The organism is Streptomyces sp. NPDC057002, from assembly GCF_042673825.1.
Taxonomy (GTDB): Bacteria; Actinomycetota; Actinomycetes; order Streptomycetales; family Streptomycetaceae; genus Streptomyces.
This window is the reverse complement of the sequence record NZ_JBHURZ010000001.1, coordinates 127,039-144,819: the sequence shown is the minus strand read 5'-3', so window position 1 is coordinate 144,819 and position 17,781 is coordinate 127,039. Positions and strand designations below refer to the sequence as shown.

Annotated in this window: 16 protein-coding genes; 12 read left to right on the top strand and 4 right to left on the bottom strand. The window is 71.2% G+C overall.

Features of this window, described 5'->3' with window-relative positions:
* Genes ACFT32_RS00700 through ACFT32_RS00680 form a run of 5 tightly spaced genes read left to right on the top strand, consistent with a single transcriptional unit; the run spans position 1 to position 4,292 of the window.
* Positions 1-834: an enoyl-CoA hydratase-related protein gene (locus ACFT32_RS00700; protein ID WP_382484173.1), complete on the top strand. Its 834-nt coding sequence runs from the start codon at positions 1-3 to the stop codon at positions 832-834.
* 28 nt (positions 835-862) lie between these two features.
* A complete protein-coding gene (locus ACFT32_RS00695; RefSeq protein WP_382484170.1) occupies positions 863-1,315 on the top strand; it encodes a MaoC family dehydratase N-terminal domain-containing protein in 453 nt (150 codons plus the stop codon).
* On the top strand, positions 1,312-1,734 hold the full coding sequence (locus ACFT32_RS00690; protein ID WP_382484168.1) for a MaoC family dehydratase: 423 nt from the start codon (positions 1,312-1,314) through the stop codon (positions 1,732-1,734). Before ACFT32_RS00695 ends, ACFT32_RS00690 begins: the two co-directional genes overlap by 4 nt.
* Before the next feature lie 4 nt (positions 1,735-1,738).
* On the top strand, positions 1,739-3,202 hold the full coding sequence (locus ACFT32_RS00685; protein WP_382484166.1) for a class I adenylate-forming enzyme family protein: 1,464 nt from the start codon (positions 1,739-1,741) through the stop codon (positions 3,200-3,202).
* Positions 3,195-4,292, top strand: a complete 1,098-nt coding sequence (locus ACFT32_RS00680) for a serine hydrolase domain-containing protein (RefSeq protein ID WP_382484164.1) — start codon at positions 3,195-3,197, stop codon at positions 4,290-4,292. Before ACFT32_RS00685 ends, ACFT32_RS00680 begins: the two co-directional genes overlap by 8 nt.
* Before the next feature lie 36 nt (positions 4,293-4,328).
* On the opposite strand, the gene ACFT32_RS00675 is transcribed toward ACFT32_RS00680, so the two are convergent.
* Both ACFT32_RS00675 and ACFT32_RS00670 read right to left on the bottom strand, forming a co-directional pair.
* Entirely contained in the window at positions 4,329-5,510 is a 1,182-nt protein-coding gene (locus ACFT32_RS00675; RefSeq protein WP_382484162.1) for an amidohydrolase family protein, read from the bottom strand.
* Positions 5,511-5,613: 103 nt separating this feature from the next.
* On the bottom strand, positions 5,614-6,417 hold the full coding sequence (locus ACFT32_RS00670; RefSeq protein WP_382484159.1) for a FadR/GntR family transcriptional regulator: 804 nt from the start codon (positions 6,415-6,417) through the stop codon (positions 5,614-5,616).
* Positions 6,418-6,555: 138 nt separating this feature from the next.
* Between ACFT32_RS00670 and ACFT32_RS00665 the strand changes: the two genes are divergently transcribed.
* Entirely contained in the window at positions 6,556-7,365 is an 810-nt protein-coding gene (locus ACFT32_RS00665; protein WP_382484156.1) for an enoyl-CoA hydratase-related protein, read from the top strand.
* Entirely contained in the window at positions 7,362-7,973 is a 612-nt protein-coding gene (locus tag ACFT32_RS00660) for a DUF2889 domain-containing protein (protein WP_382484154.1), read from the top strand. The genes ACFT32_RS00665 and ACFT32_RS00660 overlap by 4 nt, the downstream gene beginning before the upstream one ends.
* Before the next feature lie 86 nt (positions 7,974-8,059).
* Here ACFT32_RS00660 and ACFT32_RS00655 read toward each other — a convergent pair whose 3' ends face one another.
* Entirely contained in the window at positions 8,060-9,274 is a 1,215-nt protein-coding gene (locus tag ACFT32_RS00655) for an acyl-CoA dehydrogenase family protein (protein WP_382484151.1), read from the bottom strand.
* A gap of 122 nt (positions 9,275-9,396) precedes the next feature.
* Between ACFT32_RS00655 and fabG the strand changes: the two genes are divergently transcribed.
* Genes fabG through ACFT32_RS00630 form a run of 5 tightly spaced genes read left to right on the top strand, consistent with a single transcriptional unit; the run spans position 9,397 to position 14,878 of the window.
* The gene (gene fabG / locus ACFT32_RS00650) at positions 9,397-10,143 is read left to right on the top strand and encodes a 3-oxoacyl-ACP reductase FabG (RefSeq protein ID WP_382484149.1); all 747 of its coding nucleotides are present in this window, start codon (positions 9,397-9,399) and stop codon (positions 10,141-10,143) included.
* A 32-nt stretch (positions 10,144-10,175) separates the two neighbouring features.
* Complete coding sequence (locus ACFT32_RS00645; RefSeq protein ID WP_382484146.1) at positions 10,176-11,414, top strand: acetyl-CoA C-acetyltransferase; 1,239 nt, start codon at positions 10,176-10,178, stop codon at positions 11,412-11,414.
* Positions 11,414-12,862, top strand: a complete 1,449-nt coding sequence (locus ACFT32_RS00640; protein ID WP_382484143.1) for an OB-fold domain-containing protein — start codon at positions 11,414-11,416, stop codon at positions 12,860-12,862. The genes ACFT32_RS00645 and ACFT32_RS00640 overlap by 1 nt, the downstream gene beginning before the upstream one ends.
* Positions 12,859-14,070 (top strand): acetyl-CoA acetyltransferase, encoded by a 1,212-nt coding sequence (locus ACFT32_RS00635; RefSeq protein ID WP_382484142.1) that lies wholly within the window; start codon positions 12,859-12,861, stop codon positions 14,068-14,070. The genes ACFT32_RS00640 and ACFT32_RS00635 overlap by 4 nt, the downstream gene beginning before the upstream one ends.
* A gap of 13 nt (positions 14,071-14,083) precedes the next feature.
* Positions 14,084-14,878 carry an SDR family NAD(P)-dependent oxidoreductase gene (locus ACFT32_RS00630; protein WP_382484139.1) on the top strand — a complete coding sequence of 265 codons (795 nt, stop codon included), beginning with the start codon at positions 14,084-14,086 and terminating at the stop codon, positions 14,876-14,878.
* A gap of 79 nt (positions 14,879-14,957) precedes the next feature.
* Here ACFT32_RS00630 and ACFT32_RS00625 read toward each other — a convergent pair whose 3' ends face one another.
* Positions 14,958-17,654, bottom strand: coding sequence for an ATP-binding cassette domain-containing protein (locus tag ACFT32_RS00625; protein ID WP_382484137.1), 2,697 nt, complete (start codon positions 17,652-17,654; stop codon positions 14,958-14,960).
* Between the last annotated feature and the right edge of the window lie 127 nt (positions 17,655-17,781).

Genomic DNA, 17,781 nt, shown 5'->3' with positions numbered 1-17,781 from the left:
ATGGCCGAGGACCTGGTGCTTTACGAAGTCGACGAGGACGGAGTCGCCACCGTCACCCTCAACCGACCCGAGCGGAAGAACGCCTGGAGCATCCCCATGGAGAACCGCTTCTTCGCGCTTCTCGACGAGGCCGCACAGGACCCCGCCGTACGCGTGGTCGTCGTCACCGGCGCGGGCCGGGCCTTCTGCCCCGGCATGGACGTCCAGCGCCTGGAGCAGAACGCCAGACCCGGCCAGTCCCTCGACCTCCACGCGCGCGTGCCCATGTACAGCAGGCGCACCCTGCCGAAGCCGCTGATCGCCGCGATCAACGGCGCCTGCGCCGGCATCGGCATGGTCCAGGCGCTCATCTGCGACGTACGCTTCGCCGCCCGGGGCGCCCGGTTCACCACTGCCTTCACCCGCCGCGGCCTGGCAGGCGAGTACAACCTGCCGTACGTGCTGCCGCGCGTCATCGGTCTGGAGAACGCGCTCGACCTGCTGCTGTCCGGCCGGGTCTTCGACGCCGACGAGGCGAAGGACCTCGGCCTCGTCAGCCGGGTCGTCGCACCGGAGGACCTGCTCGACGCCGCCCGCGCCTACGCCCGGGACATCGCCCGCAACTGCTCACCGCGCGCCATGGCCGTCGTACGTCATCAGGTGTACGGCGACCTCGACCGCACCTTCACCGACGCTCTCGCCCGCTCCTACTCCGCCATGGAGTTCTTCGCGGGCTCACCGGACTTCCGGGAAGGCGTCGCGAGCTTCATGGAGAAGCGGGAGCCGAAGTTCGAGGGAGTGCCCCCGGACTTCGATCCGGACGACGCCACCCGCGACGCGTTCCTGCCCTACTGACCTGCTGTTGCGACCGAGGAGCACGACGATGACAGGGCAACCGTTCCCCGTCGAGGCCGGGCACATCATGATGTTCGCCCGGGCCATCGGCGACGAGAACCCGGCGTATCAGGGCGAGTCGGCCCTCGCGCCTCCCACCTTCACCATGGCGAGCGCCCACTACGACCCGGACTACCATCTGCGGCCCAAGCCGGACGAGGAGTGGTTCGGGTCCGGTGGCGGCCCCGGCACGATGGCCGAGGGCGGCGGCGGGCTGCATGCCGAGCAGCACTTCGAGTACCACCGTCCGGTGCGCGCCGGCGAGACGCTGTACGCGCGCACCGTCCCCGGACGCAGCTGGGAGAAGCAGGGCCGCAGCGGCCGGCTGCTGTTCAGCGAGCGCGTCACCGAATACCGGGACGCCGACGGCGAACGCGTCGTCAGCGCCGTCACCGTGGCCGTCGTGCCCGAAGGCCCCGCGACCCCGAAGGACCCCCGATGAGCGTGAGCGTGGCCGGCATCAAGGCCGGCGAGACCCGCGAGAGCGTCCTCGTCGACGACCTCAAGCGCACCCGGATCGTCCAGTACGCGGGCGCCTCCGGTGACTTCAACCCGCTGCACACCGACGAGCGGTTCGCCGTCGAGGCCGCGGGATACCCCGGTGTCTTCGCCCACGGCATGCTGACGATGGGCATGACCGGCCGGGTCCTCACCGACTGGGTCGGCACCGAGGCACTGCTGCGCTACGGCGTGCGATTCAAAGCCCAGGTCCGGCCCGGCGACACCCTCGCGGCCACGGTCACCGTCGAGTCGGTCGAGGACACGCCGACCGGCCCGGTGGCCCACTTCTCCGTACGCACGGTCAACCAGGACGGCGTCGAGGTGGTCACCGGCACCGCGGCGGCCCGCCTGGAGCCCTGAGCCGGTGGGCGCCGCGCAGCGGGCCGGGACGGCAGCCACCTGGACCGCCCTGGTGAGCCGCGCCTACGACCACGCCCGCCCCGCGGTCCGGTTCGGTGACCTGACCTGGACCGGACGCGAACTCCTCGACCGTGCGGCCGGCGCCGCCGACTGGCTGGACACCCTCGGCCCGGAACCCGGCGTGCCGGTCCCGGCGTTGGTCGCCACGTCCGCCGAAGCCCTGGCCCTGGTGATCGGTGGCGCCGGATCGGGCCACCCGCTCGCTCCGCTCGGTGTCCGTATGACCGCGTACGAGATCGCGGAAGTCGTCAAGGCGACCGGCTCTGGAGTTCTCCTGGCGCAACCCGAGTTCTCGGACCTCGGCAAGCGGGTCGCCGAGCTGTCCGGCAAGCGGCTCTGCATCGCGCCCGAACTGCCAGCCAGTACAAGGCAATTGACCGCCGAGCCGAACGAACTCGCCGCCGTCCTGCATACGTCCGGCACCACGGGCATGCCCAAGCCGGTCTCCATCACCCAGCGACGCCTGGCCGCCCGAGCCCACGTCAACGGGCGGCTGTGCGGACTCGACCCCGAGAGCTTCTACGGCGGCAGCGCCCCCTTTCATCACATCGCCGGCCTCGGCAACATCGCCGTCGCCCTCGCCGCGGGCGCGCTGATCACCGGGCTGCCCCGCTTCACCGTCGAGGGCTGGACCCTTTTGCGGCACCTCGGCATCACCCACACCAGCATGGTCCCGGCGATGCTGGAGACCCTGCTGGCGGCCGGCGAGGCACGCCACGAGACCCTGCGGACCCTCCAGTACGGCGGCGCCCCCGTCCGCCCCGGCACGCTGCGACGGACGTACGAGGCGATGCCCGGTGTTCGCATGCTCAACATGTTCGGACAGACCGAGGGCTCGCCGATCAGCGTGCTCACCCCCGAGGACCACCGCGAGGCGGTCGCGGGACGCACCGAGCTGCTGCGGTCGGTGGGACGCCCCGCTCCCGGCGTCGAGATCAGGCTCGAGGGCGCCGGTCCGGACGGTGTCGGTGAGATCCACGCCCGCGCCGGCCATCTCTTCCGGACCGATGCCGAAGGCTGGCTGCACAGCGGCGATCTGGGGCGGGTGGCGGAGGACGGCTATCTCTACCTGCTCGGCCGGCAGAGCGACATGATCATCAGGGGTGGTGAGAACGTCCATCCGCTGGAGGTGGAGACGGCTCTGGCCGCACACCCGGGTGTGGCGGACGCGGCGGTCACCGGCGTGCCGGACGAGCGGCTCGGCCAGACCGTCGTCGCCTTCGTCGTACCGGCCGACCCCGATGCCCCGCCGGAACCGGCGGCGCTCAGAAGCCATGCCCGCGACCGTCTGTCCGGGTTCAAGGTCCCCGTCCGCTGGTGGTTCGTGGACGCTCTGCCGCGCAACGCGAACGGCAAGGTCCTACGCCGAGACCTGCGGGAGCCGTACCGAGGAGGAATCCGTGCCTGACCATGTCGACCCGCAGCGACTCGACGTCCTCCTGAGCCGGATCCGCCGGGAGGTCGACCACGGCCCCCTGCCGTCCGCTCAGGTCGCCGTCGCCCACGACGGCCGCCTGGTGGCCTTTGAGACCTACGGCGACGCCGAGCCAGGGACCCGCTACATCCTCCAGTCCGTCGGACGGTCGATCGTCGCGGGCGTGGTGTGGAAGCTGATCGGCGATGGGTTGCTGGACGTGAGCGAGCCAGTCGCCGCGATCATCCCGGAGTTCGCGCCGAACGGGAAGGAGGGGGTGACCGTCGAGCAGGTGCTCACCCACACCGCCGGCTTCCCCTTCGCCCCGCTCGGCTACCCGAAGATGCTCGACCGCGAGCAGCGACTGGCGGCCTTCGGGCGCTGGCGGCTGGACTCCCCGCCGGGCAGCCGCTTCCAGTTCCACCTCACATCGGCGACCTGGCTGATCGCCGAGATCGTCGAGCGGCGCACGGGCCTGGCCTTCGCCGACCACCTGCGTGAACGGATCGCCGGGCCGCTGAGCCTGTCGTCGATCGAGCTCGGGGTGCCGGTGGACAGGCAGCGGGGCAGTGTCGCTCCGATGCTCGCCACCGACCGCACCGGCGACGACCAGGACCCCGACCCGTGGGGGCCGTGGTACCTGTCCGACCCGAGGGTGCTGGCGGCCGGTGAGCCCAGCCACGCCCTGGTGGCCACCGCCGCCGATGTCGCGCTCTACTTCCAGGCGCTGGTCCACTCCGGCCTGTGGAAGCCGGAGGCGGTCGCGGAGGGCGTCCGGATCCGGCTGACCACCCATCCGTACGGCGAGCAGATCTACGGGGGCGGCGGCAGCCGCCGCACGAGCATGGGGCTGTTCGTGACCGTGGCCGGCCCCGACGCGGGCAGCAACCTGCCGTCGACCGGCTCGCCGGCGCTCTTCGGCAGCGCCGGGGCGGCCTACCAACTGGGCTTCATGGACCCGGAGTCCGGCCTGTCCTTCGCGTGCCTGAGCAACGGCTACCCGCTCGCCGGCTACGACCACTCCCCGCGCGGTACCGCTCTGCTCACCGAAATCGCGAACCTGGCGGCGGGCCTGGTCCGTTAGACCGGGCCCGCCGCCAGGCGGATGGTGCGCAGGGGCTCAGCGGCTGATCAGCTGCTGGGCGTTGTGGAACATGATGTCGTCCTGGGCGGACTCGTCGAGCTCGGCGATGAGCTTGCGGAAGTCGGCCGGGCTGGCCAGGCCCTCGGCATGCGGGAAGTCGGAGCCCATCACGATGGACTCGTGGTAGCCGAGGCGCTTGACCACGTTCACGATGTCGTCCTCGGGATAGGGCACCACGCGCACGTGCTTGCGGAAGATCTGGCTGGGACGCTCGTCCAGCTGACCGCCGATCCAGGGGCCGTTGCGGCCCATGCCCCGGCTCTTGTCCATGTGGCGGACGAAGTGCGGCACCCACTCGGATCCGAACTCGGAGACCAGGATGTTGATGTCGGGGAAGCGGCCGAAGAGGTTGTCGAAGATCAGCGCGGAGAGCGTCTCCTCGACGGGCCGCTGACCGTAGGTGTTCTGCCACTGCCAGGCAGACATCCGGAAGTGGATGGGACTGGGGTCGAAGCCCCAGGCGGGCGCCACCTGCGAGTTGTAGTAGAACTCGCTGATGTGGTAGCAGACGCTTGCCTTGGCCTCGTTGACCAGTTTCCAGAACGGGTCGAAGTACGGGTCGCCCGGGGAGCGGCCGTACATCGGCCCGGTGGGCAGCAGGATGAAGCGGGCGCCCTCGTTGAGGACGTACTCCAGCTCCTGCACCGCGTGGTCCAGGTCGCGCAGCGAGAGCAGGGCCGGGGCGTAGATGCGGTTCTGGTGGTTGAAGCCCCACACCTCGTTCATGTACCGGTTGAACGAGTGGTAGTTGGCGTAGAGCGGCTCGACGCCGCTCACGTACTCCTCGGCGACCAGTGCCCAGCCGCCCGGGTACATGATCGTCTGATCCAGGCCCTGCTCGTCCATGATCCGCAGCCGGGCCTCGCGGTTCTGGTACGCCTCGTGCATCGGCTCGAACTGATAGGTCTCCTCGGGATTGCCCGACGCCATCGCCTTGAGCATCTCCTTCAGTGAGCCGGGGCGGTACACCTGCCCGAACTCCGGTTCCAGGCAGACGACGATCCGGTCGCCGGCGAGAATCACCTCCCGACCGTCCGGCAGGGTCACCGGTGCGACCGCCGCGCCGAGGAACTCCTTCGGGAGGTAGCGGGTGAAGGAGTCCCGCTCCTCGTACATGTGCTGGTCGCAGTCGAAGATGCGCTTGCGCTGTTCGGCCATGGCCGTCGCCTCCGGACCCCAGGAGCTATTCAGTACGCCTTCTATAATTATCTAACTGTTTATAGAGCGCAAGGGGTCGGGGCGGGGGAGCCGGTCCGGTCGGTCAGTCGAGGAGTTCGAGGACCGTCTTGGGGCCTGCGGCGTTGACGACATCGTCGGCGCTGGAGATGTGCCGATGCCACAGCTTCTCGGCCTCGTCGGCCTTGCCGGAATCGATCAGGCCGACCATTCGCACATGGGCCCGGTGTCCCTTGAGGGCCTGCGCCTTCTGGGTCTCGGCGTCGGCGGCGGCCGCGGTGTAGGAGGCGTTGGCCCGGTCGATGATGTTGCGCAGCATGCCGCACAGCAGGATCAGGGTCTGGTTGCCGGTGAGTTCGACCAGCAGGGCGTGGAAGGCGTCCTGGGCCTCGACGAGGGCCAGCGGGTCGTCCAGGACGGCCTTCTCGGCGGCCACCGCGTCGCGCAGCCGCTTGATGTCGTTCGCGGTGTGCTTGACGGCGAGCTGGCGGGCGCAGGGCGGCTCGATGAGGGCGGCCGCGCGGTAGATGTCGCCCAGCGTGGCCCCGCGGTATTCGAGGATCAGACCGGCGAAGCGGGCGGCGACGTCGGCGTCGGGCGCGCTCACCCGGGCGCCGCCGTGGGCGCCGCGGCGGACCGTGATCAGGGATTCCGACTCCAGGACGCGGAAAGCCTCGCGCAGGGTCGGCCGCGAGATGCCGAACTGCTCCATGAGACCCGACTCGGGCGGCAGCGCGTCACCGGGTTCGAGCTCGCCCCGGACGATCTGGCGGCGCAGATGCGCGGCGACCAGTTCGGCGGTCTTCGGTACCCGTACCTGGCGTCCCACGCTGTTGCGGGAGGGGGCGGGTACGGTCGCCGTCTCTGCTGCGCGGGCTGCCTCGGCCACGGTGGGCTCTCCTCATATAGCCAAATGAATCGTCTTAGTGCATCGAGGATACCAGGTCAAGGGTTGGATGATCGTCGTGCATAAGATATAGATGATTCATCTATCTATTAGTCGACGGTTTCCGTGGGAGTGACCCCGATGACCGAGAACCCGACCCCGGTGATCCTCACCGAACTCACCGACGACGGGGTCATGCTCCTCACCCTGAATCGGCCCGGGCGGCACAACGCCTGGACGCTGGAGATGGAGCTGCTCTACAACGAACTGTTCGACCGGGCGGAGGCCGATCCACGCGTACGGGCCGTGGTGCTCACCGGCGCCGGGCGCAGCTTCTGCCCGGGGATGGACATGAGCGTGCTGGACGGGGCGTCCTCCGGCGCCCGCCCTTGGCCGACCGGCCAGCTGCCCGCGCGCACCCGTCCGATGTCCTTTCCGAAGCCCGTCGTGGCGGCCGTCAACGGCGCCTGCGCGGGCATCGGCTTCAACCAGGCACTGATGTGCGACGTCCGGTTCGCCGTGCCGCACGCCAAGTTCGCCGCCGCCTTCAGCGCCCGCGGGCTGGTGGCCGAGGACGGAGTGTCCTGGCTGCTGCCCCGACTGGTCGGCCACGGCAACGCGAGCGATCTGTTGCTGTCCTCGCGCCGGATCACCGGGACGGAGGCCCATGCGATGGGCCTGGTCAACCGGCTGGCCGAGCCGGAGGAACTCCTGCCGGCGGCGCTCGCGTACGCGACCGAGCTGGCCCGCTCGGCCAGCCCGTACGCGATGTCCCTCATCAAGCGGCAGCTCTCCGACGACCAGGCGCGGACCTTCACCGAGAGCCGCGACAGCGCGGCCGCGTTGCTCGCCGTGGCCAAGCGCGCCCCGGACTACCGCGAGGGCGTGCGCAGTTTCATCGAGCACCGTACGCCCGTGTTCGCGGCGCTGGGGGAGGAGGAGCCGTCGTGACCCGGAGCGAACTGCCTTTGCACCGCCGGACGATCACCGTCTCCGCGTACCGGGAGGGCGACGACGAGATCTCGGTCGAGGCCCGGCTCCTCGACGAGCGGCCCTGGGCCGAGCCGTCGGCCGCCGTCATCCACAGCATGGTGCTCCAGGTGCGGGTGCGTCTCGCGGACATGGTCGTCGTGGCCGCCGACGCCGACATGCGCGGCTTCCCGCACGCCGAGTGCCCGCTGATCACGCCCGTCTTCGACGGACTGGTCGGGCTCGGTGTCGCCGCCGGATACAACCGCGCCATCCAGGACCGGTTCCGCGGTGTCTCCGGGTGCTCCCACCTGTACGAGCTGGCGCGGGTCCTCGGGCCGGCCGTGGTCCAGGCCGGCATCTCGGCCAACGCGGGGCTCCGGATGGCCGGCCGGCCGTCCCATGACCCGCGCTCCACCGCCGGTGTGCTGAACAGCTGCCACATCTGGGCACCGGGCGGCGTGGGACTGCGCAAGCTCGACGCGGGCTGGCGCCCGGGGACCGGCCCGCGTCCGGTGCCCGCGCTGAGGATCTTCGAGATGTCCGAAGCGGACCCGACCGATACGGCCGGCGGTTCGGTGACGCCCTGAGGGGCGCGGGGCGCTATGGATATGCGACTCCGCCGCGTGGGCGCGACCGGCCACGACGGCGCCGCGGACGAGAACGACCCAGTGGGTCACCTGGGCTCGCGCGGCAGCCCCAGCACCTTCTCCGCGAGGATGTTCCGCTGCACCTGGGACGTTCCCGCGTAGATCGTGCCGGAGCGGGCGATCAGGTACGTCGTCGACCAGGAGGCCGAGGAGTTGGCGGCGCCGGGATCGTCGGCGCGGTAGGTGCGCAGCGGCGGTCGGCCCACCGGTACCTGGCCGTGCAGTCCCATGATGTCCATCGCCAGGTCGGTGACCTGGGTGTGGTACTCGCTCCAGTACAGCTTGGCGATCGACGACTCGGGGCCGGGCTCGGCGCCCTTCAGCCAGCCGGTGAGTGTCCGGTAGCCGAGATAGCGCATGATCTCCACCTTGGACCAGCACCAGGCGATCCGTTGCCGGACGACCGGGTCCTGGTCCTTGCCGTGGAGGCGCGCCAGCTCGATCAGCCGCTCCACCTCCGCCTTGAACATGATCGGGTTGGTCGCCGCCTCCTCCCCGCGCTCCACGCCCAGCAGGCTCTGGGCCACCGTCCAGCCGTTGTCGACGCCGCCGACGACGAGATCGGCGCGGGTGCGGGCGCCGTCGAAGAACACCTCGTTGAAGTGCAGCTGCCCGCTCATCATGCGGAACGGACGCACCTCGACGCCGGGCTGGTCGAGCGGAACGAGGAGGAAGGAGATGCCGCGGTGCTGGGAGGCGTCCCGGTTCGTGCGGGCCAGGACGAAGATCCAGTCGCTGTGGTGGGCGCCGGAGGTCCACACCTTCTGCCCGTCGATCACCCAATCCTCTCCGTCCCGCTCGGCGCGGGTCTTCAGGGAAGCCAGGTCCGAGCCCGCGTCCGGCTCCGAGTAGCCCTGGCACCAGGTGTCCTCGCCGCTGAGGATGCGGGGCAGGAAGTGGCTCTTCTGCTCCTCCGTGCCCCAGCGCAGCAGGGTGTTCGCCAGCATCTTCACCCCGAAGGTGTCCTGCGGCAGCCCGAACGGCACGCCGACCAGGGCGAGTTCCTCCATCAGGACGACCTGGTGGAGCTTGGACAGCCCGCGGCCGCCGTAGCGCTCGGGCCAGGTGAGGGAGAGGTAGCCGCGCTCGGCGAGTCGTCGGCGCCAGTGACGGGCGAAGGAGCGGGCCGCCTCCTCGTCCAGGGCGCCGATGCCCTTCCAGTCCGGCGGGAGCGCCTCGGTGAGGAACGTTCCGACCTCGGTGCGGAACGTCTCGGTCTCCGGGGGATAGCTGATGTCCACCTGCGTACTCTCCTCGTCCGGCCCCGCTCGCACAGCAGATCGCTGTATTGATTGTTTCAGCATAATAGGTTATCTATTTACAAGGAATAGTGAGGGAAGCGCCGAGCCAGGGGCGGGCTGACATGGGACTGCTGGACGGCCGGAACGCGGTGATCACCGGTGGCGCACAGGGCATCGGCTTCGAGATCGCCGGTGTGCTCGGTGCCGAGGGCGCGACCGTCGTCCTCGGCGACATCAACGCGGACGCAGCGGCACAAGCCGCCGTACGCCTCAGCGAGAACGGCGTGGCCGCCACCTCGCTGCGCTGCGACGTCACCGACGAGGACGAGGTCGCCGCCCTCGTCGCCCATGGCACCGCCGCCTTCGGACCGGTCGATGTCATGGTCAACAACGCCGGAATCACCCGGGACGCGACCCTGCGCAAGATGCCCTTGGCCGACTTCCGCGCTGTCGTCGACGTCCATCTGACCGGCGCCTGGAACGGTACCCGGCACGCTGCCGAGGCGATGCGCGCCCACGGACAGGGCGGCAGCATCGTCAACATCTCCTCCATCGCCGGCAAGGTCGGCAACTTCGGCCAGACCAACTACAGCGCCGCCAAGGCAGGCCTCGTCGGCCTCACCAAGGCGTCCGCCAAAGAACTCGCGAAAGCGGGCATCCGCGTGAACGCCGTCCAGCCCGGTCTGATCCGTACCGCCATGACCGAGGCGATGCCCCCCGCCGCCTGGGACGCGAAGCTCGCGGAGATCCCCATGGGCCGCGCCGGCGAACCCGCCGAGGTGGCCCAGGTCGTCCTCTTCCTCGCCTCCGGTCTGGCGAGCTACGTCACCGGAGCCGTGGTCGAGGTGACCGGTGGCCGGTACATGTGACCCCCTGCACCCGCTGATGAAAGGCATGACGGATGCGTGACGCGGTGATCTGCGAACCGATACGGACCCCGGTCGGGGGTTACGGGGGAGTCTTCAGGGACGTCACGGCGGCTCAGCTCGCGGCCACCGTCGTCCGCGCTGTCCTGGACCGCACCGGGGTCCCGCCCACGGCGGTCGACGACGTGATCCTCGGGCAGTGCTACCCCAACGGCGAGGCCCCGGCCATCGGCCGCGTCGCAGCCCTGGACGCCGGACTGCCCGTCGAGGTACCCGGACTCCAGATCGACCGTCGCTGCGGCTCCGGACTCCAGGCGATCATCACCGCCGCGATGCAGGTGCAGACCGGCGCGAGTGATCTCGTACTGGCCGGTGGCGTCGAGTCCATGAGCCAGGCCGAGTTCTACACCACCGACGCACGCTGGGGCGTGCGCGGCGCCGGAACCATGCTGCACGACCGGCTGGCCCGTGGGCGTGTGACGTCAGGCGGTGCCAACCATCCGGTCCCCGGGGGAATGCTGGAGACCGCCGAGAACCTGCGACGCGAGTACGCCATCCCCCGCGAGGAGCAGGACCGACTGGCGCTGCGGTCCCACGAGAAGGCGGTCGCGGCACAGCGGGAAGGCCGCTTCGCCGACGAGATCGTGCCCGTCACCGTGCGCACCCGGAAGAGCGAGACGGTCGTCGACACGGACGAACACCCGCGCCCAAACTCCTCGTTGGAGGGACTGGCGAAGCTACGGCCTGTCCTCGGCCGCCAGGACCCGGAGGCCACCGTCACGGCCGGCAACGCCAGCGGGCAGAACGACGGCGCCTCGCTCTGCATCGTCACCCACCCCGAGCGCGCCGCCGAACTCGGACTGCGCCCGCTGGGCCGCCTGGCCTCCTGGGCCGTGGTCGGGGTGCCCCCCGAGACGATGGGCATCGGCCCGGTGCCCGCCACGGCCAGGGCCCTGGAGCGCGCGGGGCTGAAGCTCGCCGACATCGACCTGATCGAGCTCAACGAGGCCTTCGCCGCCCAGGTGCTCGCCTGCACCCGCGAATGGGACCTGACCGAGGCGGACTTCGAGCGGTTCAACGTCAACGGCTCCGGCATCTCGCTGGGCCATCCCGTCGGCGCCACCGGCGGCCGCATCCTCGCCACCCTGCTGCGCGAACTGGACCGCCGTCAGGCTCGCTACGGCCTGGAGACCATGTGCCTCGGCGGCGGACAGGGCCTGGCCGCGGTCTTCGAACGGCCGACGCACGCAATCGACGCCAATGGAGGACGCTGATGGCCGGACTGATCGCATACGGCGCCCATGTGCCGTACCACCGTCTCGCCCGCGCCGATGTCGCGGCCACGCTGGGCACCCCGGCGGGACGCGGCACCCGCGCGGTCGCGGGCTACGACGAGGACACCACGTCCATGGCCGTCGAGGCGGCCCGCGGCGCCCTGACCCGCGACGGACTGCGCGCCCGCGTCGGCCAGCTCTTCCTCGCGACGGCCGCACCCGCCTACCTCGACAAGACGAACGCGACCGCGGTCCACGCCGCGCTCGGTCTCGGCGAGCACGTGCTCGCCGTCGACATGGCCGGTGCCGTACGTTCCGGCCTCGGCGCCCTGGTCACCGCCGCCCGCTCCGCGGTGCCGACCCTGGCCGTGCTGTCGGACCTGCGCACCGGGCTGCCCGGCGGCAGCGACGAGATCGCGGGCGGGGACGGCGCGGCGGCCTTCGTCTTCGGCGGCCACCGCAACGGCGCGCCCGTCATCGCCGAACTGCTCGCCCACGACACGGTCAGCGACGAGATCCTGGAACGCTGGCGGCTGCCGGGCGCCCCGGCCTCCCGGGTCTGGGAGGAGCGCTTCGCCGAGGGCATCTACGTCTCCCTCGCGGACAGGGCGCTGAGCGCCGCCCTCGACCAGGCGGGGCTGGACCGCGGGGCGATCGACCACCTCGTCGTCTCCGGGCTGCACGCGCGCGCGTGCACGGCGGTCCGGCGCGCGGCGGGCACACGCCCCGAGACGCCGGCCCCGGACCTCACCGCGACGATCGGCAACGCCGGCACCGCCCAGCCAGGCCTGCTCCTCGCCGATGTCCTCGACCGGGCCGGGCCCGGCGAGATCATCGCGCTCGTCGTGCTCGGCGACGGCGCCGGAGTCCTCCTGCTGCGCACCACCGACGCCCTCCCCGCCCACCGCGCCGCCCGCCCGGTCGCCGCCCAGATCGCCGCGGGCAGTGCCCCGATGCCGTACGCCACCTACCTCTCCTGGCGTGGCCTGCTCGACCGTGAACCGCCCCGCCGGCCGGACCCCGAGCCGCCCTACGCGCCGCCCGCGCACCGCCGCACCGCCTGGAAGTACGGCTTCGTCGCCGCCCGCTGCGGGAAGTGCGGCACCCGGCAGCTGCCGCCCGACCGGGTGTGCGCCTCCTGCCGGAGTGTCGACGCCATGACCGACGAGCCGATGCAGCAGGTGCGCGGCACGGTCGCCACGTTCACCGTCGACCGGCTGGCCCACACACCGAGCCCGCCGATGCTCGTCGTGGTCGTCGACTACGACGGCGGCGGCCGGTTCCGCTGCCAGCTGACCGACGCGACCGAGGCCGACGCCGTCATCGGCGCCCGGGTGGAGATGACGTTCCGCCGGACCGTCACGGCCGCCGGCGTCCACAACTACTTCTGGAAGGCCCGGCCCGTGCGGCTGGGCGAGAACGCCGAGGGTGGGGAGACGGCCGTATGAGCTCGCACGGAATCCGGGACCGGGTCGCGATCGTCGGCATGGGATGCACGCCCTTCGGCGAGCACTGGACCCGATCGGCCGACGATCTGCTGGTGGAGGCCGTGGGCGACGCGGTGACCTCGGCCGGCGTCACCCTCGACGACATCGACGCGTTCTGGTTCGGCACCCAGGCCTCCGGCGTGTCCGGGCTGACCCTGAGCCGGGCGCTCCGCCTGCCCCACAAGCCCGTCACCCGCGTCGAGAACATGTGCGCCACCGGCTCCGAGGCGCTGCGCAACGCCTGTTACGCCGTCGCCTCCGGAGCGTACGACGTGGCGATGGCCGTCGGCGTGGAGAAGCTCAAGGACTCCGGCATGTCCGGGCTGTCCGGCACGGCGATCCCGGGCGCGGGCGACGACAGCCGCGGCGAGATCACCGCCCCGGCCAACTTCTCCCTGCTCGCGCCCGCCTACGCGGCCAAGTACGGGCTCTCCGACGAGGAGATGAAGGACGTCATCACCCGTGTCGCCTGGAAGAACCACGTCAACGGAGCCCGCAACCCCCGCGCCCAGTTCCGCAAGGAGGTCCCGCTGGAGCGCATCCGCTCGGCGCCGATCATCGCGGGCATGCTCGGGGTCTTCGACTGCTCCGGAGTCTCGGACGGCTCGGCGGCCGCGATCGTCGTCCGCGCCGAGGACGCCTACAAGTACACGGACAAGCCGGTCTTCGTGAAGGCGCTGTCCTTCGTCGCCGGTCCGGCGGACGGGCTCCTCGACCCGGAGTACGACTTCACCACCTTTCCCGAGGTCGTCGCCTCCGCGCAGGAGGCATACCGGCAGGCGGGCATCACCGACCCGCGCACCGAACTGGCCCTCGCCGAGGTGCACGACTGCTTCACCCCCACCGAACTGGTGCTGATGGAGGACCTGGGTTTCGCCGAGCGCGGACAGGCGTGGAAGGACGTGAGCAGCGGAGCGTTCGACCTGGACGGCTCGCTGCCGGTGAACCCGGACGGCGGACTGAAGGCCTTCGGCCACCCCATCGGCGCCTCGGGCCTGCGCATGATGTTCGAGGCGTGGCTGCAACTGCGGGGGGAGACCCCGCCGGAGCGGACGGTGAAGTCCCTGGCCGAGGGGCGTTCGCTCGCCCTCACCCACAACCTCGGTGGCGGGCCCGGCGAATGCGTCTCCTTCGTCTCCGTCGTCGGCAGCGAACTCACCGACCAGTAAAGGCGGTTCGGCCATGGGACGACTCCAGGACAAGATCGTCGTCGTGACCGGAGCGGCCTCCGGCATCGGCGCCGCCACCGCACGACGCGTGGCGGCGGAGGGCGCGCATACGGTCGTCGCCGACCTGAACCCCGACGGCGCCGGGACGGTCACGGACGAGATCCGTGCCGCCGGGGGCTCCGCAATGGCGGTCACCGTCGACCTGGGGGACGCAGACAGCGTCCGGGCCATGGTCACCACAGCGGTCGAGACCTACGGCGGCCTCGACGTCCTGCACAACAACGCTGCGGCCACCCACCTGGCCGCCCGCCTGGACCTCGCCGTGGTGGAGGCCGACCCGGCGGTCTGGGACGACACGATGCGGATCAACCTCCGCGGCACCATGGTCGCCGTCCAGACCGCCGTCCCGCACCTGATCGCCCGGGGCGGCGGCTCGATCATCAACACCTCGTCCGGGTCCGGCCTCGCCGGCGACCTGCGCAACCCCGCGTACGGCGCGTCCAAGGCCGCCCTCATCAACCTCACGCAGTACGTCGCCACCCAGTACGGCAAGCAGGGCGTGCGCTGCAACGCCATCGCGCCCGGCTTCATCGTCACTCCTGCGAGCTCCGGCTCGGCGCACGGCGCGATCCGGGAGGCGATGCTGCGCCATCACCTCACGCCACGCCTCGGCCGGCCCGAGGACGTCGCCTCGGCGGTCGTCTTTCTCGCCTCCGACGAGTCGGCCTTCATCACCGGGCACACCCTGCGCGTGGACGGCGGGCTGTTGTCCCACCAGCCGTATGTCGCGGATCTGCGGGACGCCTGAACGTCTGCCGGGCGGACTCGGGGGCTGCCCGGCGGGCTTCGGAGGCGCTTTCCGTACAGGGAAGCGCCTCCGAGCTGTTTCAGGACAGCGTCTCCGGCTCCAGGTCGCCCAGATAGGCCGCCCGGACAGCCGGATCGCGGCGCACCTCCTCCGGCGTGCCGGCGCAGATCAGACGTCCGAAGTCCAGCACCACCACCTGGTCGCAGACGCCCATCACCATGTCGACGTCGTGCTCGACGAGCAGCACCCCCATGCCCCAGTCCTCGGCGAGCCGCCGCACCAGACGGGCCAGCTCCCGGGTCTCGTCGTCGGACAGCCCCGCGGCCGGTTCGTCCAGGAGCAGCACGGACGGCGAGGCCGCCACCGCGCGGGCGATGGCCAGCAACCGCCGCTCCCCGTACGACAGATCGCCCACCGGCCGGTCCAGACTGTCCTGGAGCCCGAACTCCCGTACGGCGACGAGGACATGGGAGGGCAGCGGGCGGGTGCCTGGCCGTACCAGGTCCGTGAGGTACGTCCAGCGGCCGGGTCGGTCGCAGGCCGCGTACAGGTTGTCCAGCACGGTCATGTCCTCGAACAGCTCCAGCGACTGGAAGGACCGGCTCAGCCCCGCCGCGGCCCGCCGGTGCACCGGCAGCCGGGTGACCTCCCGGTCGCCGAGCCGGACACCGCCCGACGCGGCCCGGGTGAAGCCGGTGACGGCGTCGATCGCGGAGGTCTTGCCGGCGCCGTTGGGGCCGATGAGACCCACGACCCGGCCCGGCTCGACGTCGAGCGAGAGTCCGTCGACGGCGACGACACCGCCGTAGCGCACGGTCAGGCCTCGGACCTGGAGGGGGAGCGGTGCGGCGCGGGGGACGGCTGCCTCGTCCGTCATGGCGGCCGCGACCGTGACGGCTCCGCGCCGCGGCGACAGCCTGCGGCGGATGCCCTCCGCCTGCCGTCCGATGTTCCTGCCGATGCCGTCCTGGTTGCCCACGAGGGTCAGCACCAGGATGATCCCGCCGATCAGCGGCATCCATGCGCTCAGCCCGGGGAGCACCAGGTCCCCGAAGCGGGCGCCCACCGTGCCGGCGGCGAAGGTCGCGGCGAACAGCGGGCCGACGAGGAAGCCGACACCGCCGATGACCGCGAGTCCGAGCGCGGTGATGGAGTCGAACGAGGCGAAATCGGCGAAGACCACCGAGGTCGAACGGAAGCCGGTGAGCACTCCGGCGAGCGCGGCGATGGCCGCCGAGAGGCCGAATGCGTAGAGCTTGGCCGCGCGGACGTCGATGCCGAGTGCGGCGGCGGCCCGTTCGTTCGCCCGTACGGCGATGAGCCGGCGGCCGGTGCGGCTGCGTCGTACGTTGGCGACCACGAGGGCGGCGGCGACGAACAGTACGAGCACCACGGCGGCGTACCGCTGGGGGTGATCCACCCCGGAGACGCTGATCCCGAAGAGCGTCTGACGGCCCACCGCGATGCCGTCGCTGCCCGGGCTCGTCGACAGATCGGTGTTCTGGAAGATCATCGCCTCGAGTGTGGTGCCGAGCCCGAGCGTGATGATCGCGAGGTTGACGCCACGGGTACGGACCGCCGGGAGTGCGAACAGCAGACCGATCGGGATCGTTCCCAACACACCCGCCAGCAGGGCGAGTTCGAAGGGCCATCCCCAGTCGGCCGCCGCGTGCCCCGCGATGAAGGCGCCCGTCCCGGCGAGGGCGTACGCCGCGAGGGAGACCTGCCCCGCGTAACCGGTGACCACGACGATCGAGAGGATGATCAGCGACAGCACCAGGGTGGTGGTGATGGCGTCGGCCCACAACGGCGTCGACACGCCCACCAGCAGCAGTCCGACGGCGACGGCGAGAGCCAGCGGCACGGGGCGGACCCTGCCGGTGCCCAGGGCCGGCAGCCGGTCCAGGAACGTGCCGCGCAGCGGCAGCGCCCGGCCGCGGGCGACCAGCACCAGGGCGATGAAGAGGAAGGGCACCGACGAGGCGAGTCCGGTGACGTGGGAGCCGAAGCGGGTCAGTTCGGACTGCACGATCCCGATGACCAGACCGCCCGCCAGCGTGACGGGGAACGACGAGAACCTGCCGACCAGGGCGGCGGCCAGCGCGCTCAGCAGGAGGGTGGTCAGCCCGGTCACCGACAGTCCGATCACCGGCACGATCAGGATGCCCGTCAGCCCGGCCAGGGCCGAGCCCAGCGCCCAGTTGCCGGTGGCGATCAGATCCGGGGACCAGCCGAGCGCGGCTGCGGCGCCCTCGTTCTCCGCGACCGCCGTGGTGCCCAGGCCGAACAGGGTGCGCTTGTAGAGGAGATGGAGGAGCGCGGTCACGACGACCGCGATGCCGAGCAGCCAGACGCGGTCCTCGGAGATCGTCGCCCCGGCGATCGTCAGCAGCCGGGTGGGCAGCTGGCCCGGTACCAACTGCAGGCTGTCGCCGTAGCGCTTGACGGCGATCGCGGTGAGCACGATGAACACCGCCAGGGTGCCGACCAGCCGGGCCAGCGTGGACGCCCGGCGCAGCGGGCGCAGCACCAGCAGATGGGTGAGGACGCCCAGTACCGCGGAGGCGAGCACGCCGCACGCGGTGGCGGGCCAGTACGGGACGCCGTGGTGGGCGGCGAGCTCCCACTGCACATAGGCGCCGGCCATCCCGATCGCGCCGTGCGCGAAGTTCAGGACGCCGGAGCCCCGGTAGACCAGCACGATGCCGTGCGCGGTGAGCGCGTAGAGGGCGCCGAGCCCCAGGCCGAGCAGCGCGAACCGCAGGATGTCGTCCATCGAGGAACCTCCGAGGGGGCAGGGCCAGACAGCGCATTTATTTAAATAATTGTGCCGAGAGTACTTCACTAACCCAAAAACGCACCCCATGCTGTTCGCCAACTCGATGACGAGCCCCGCGGAGGGA

Excerpts from the sequence above, each read along its gene's own strand:
- ACFT32_RS00700 (WP_382484173.1), top strand. The coding sequence starts at position 1 with ATGGCCGAGGACCTGGTGCTTTACGAAGTCGACGAGGACGGAGTCGCC.
- ACFT32_RS00645 (WP_382484146.1), top strand. The coding sequence starts at position 10,176 with ATGCGTGACGCGGTGATCTGCGAACCGATACGGACCCCGGTCGGGGGT.
- ACFT32_RS00665 (WP_382484156.1), top strand. The coding sequence starts at position 6,556 with ATGACCGAGAACCCGACCCCGGTGATCCTCACCGAACTCACCGACGAC.
- ACFT32_RS00625 (WP_382484137.1), bottom strand. The coding sequence starts at position 17,654 with ATGGACGACATCCTGCGGTTCGCGCTGCTCGGCCTGGGGCTCGGCGCC.
- fabG (WP_382484149.1), top strand. The coding sequence starts at position 9,397 with ATGGGACTGCTGGACGGCCGGAACGCGGTGATCACCGGTGGCGCACAG.
- ACFT32_RS00630 (WP_382484139.1), top strand. The coding sequence starts at position 14,084 with ATGGGACGACTCCAGGACAAGATCGTCGTCGTGACCGGAGCGGCCTCC.
- ACFT32_RS00675 (WP_382484162.1), bottom strand. The coding sequence starts at position 5,510 with ATGGCCGAACAGCGCAAGCGCATCTTCGACTGCGACCAGCACATGTAC.
- ACFT32_RS00690 (WP_382484168.1), top strand. The coding sequence starts at position 1,312 with ATGAGCGTGAGCGTGGCCGGCATCAAGGCCGGCGAGACCCGCGAGAGC.
- ACFT32_RS00640 (WP_382484143.1), top strand. The coding sequence starts at position 11,414 with ATGGCCGGACTGATCGCATACGGCGCCCATGTGCCGTACCACCGTCTC.
- ACFT32_RS00635 (WP_382484142.1), top strand. The coding sequence starts at position 12,859 with ATGAGCTCGCACGGAATCCGGGACCGGGTCGCGATCGTCGGCATGGGA.
- ACFT32_RS00695 (WP_382484170.1), top strand. The coding sequence starts at position 863 with ATGACAGGGCAACCGTTCCCCGTCGAGGCCGGGCACATCATGATGTTC.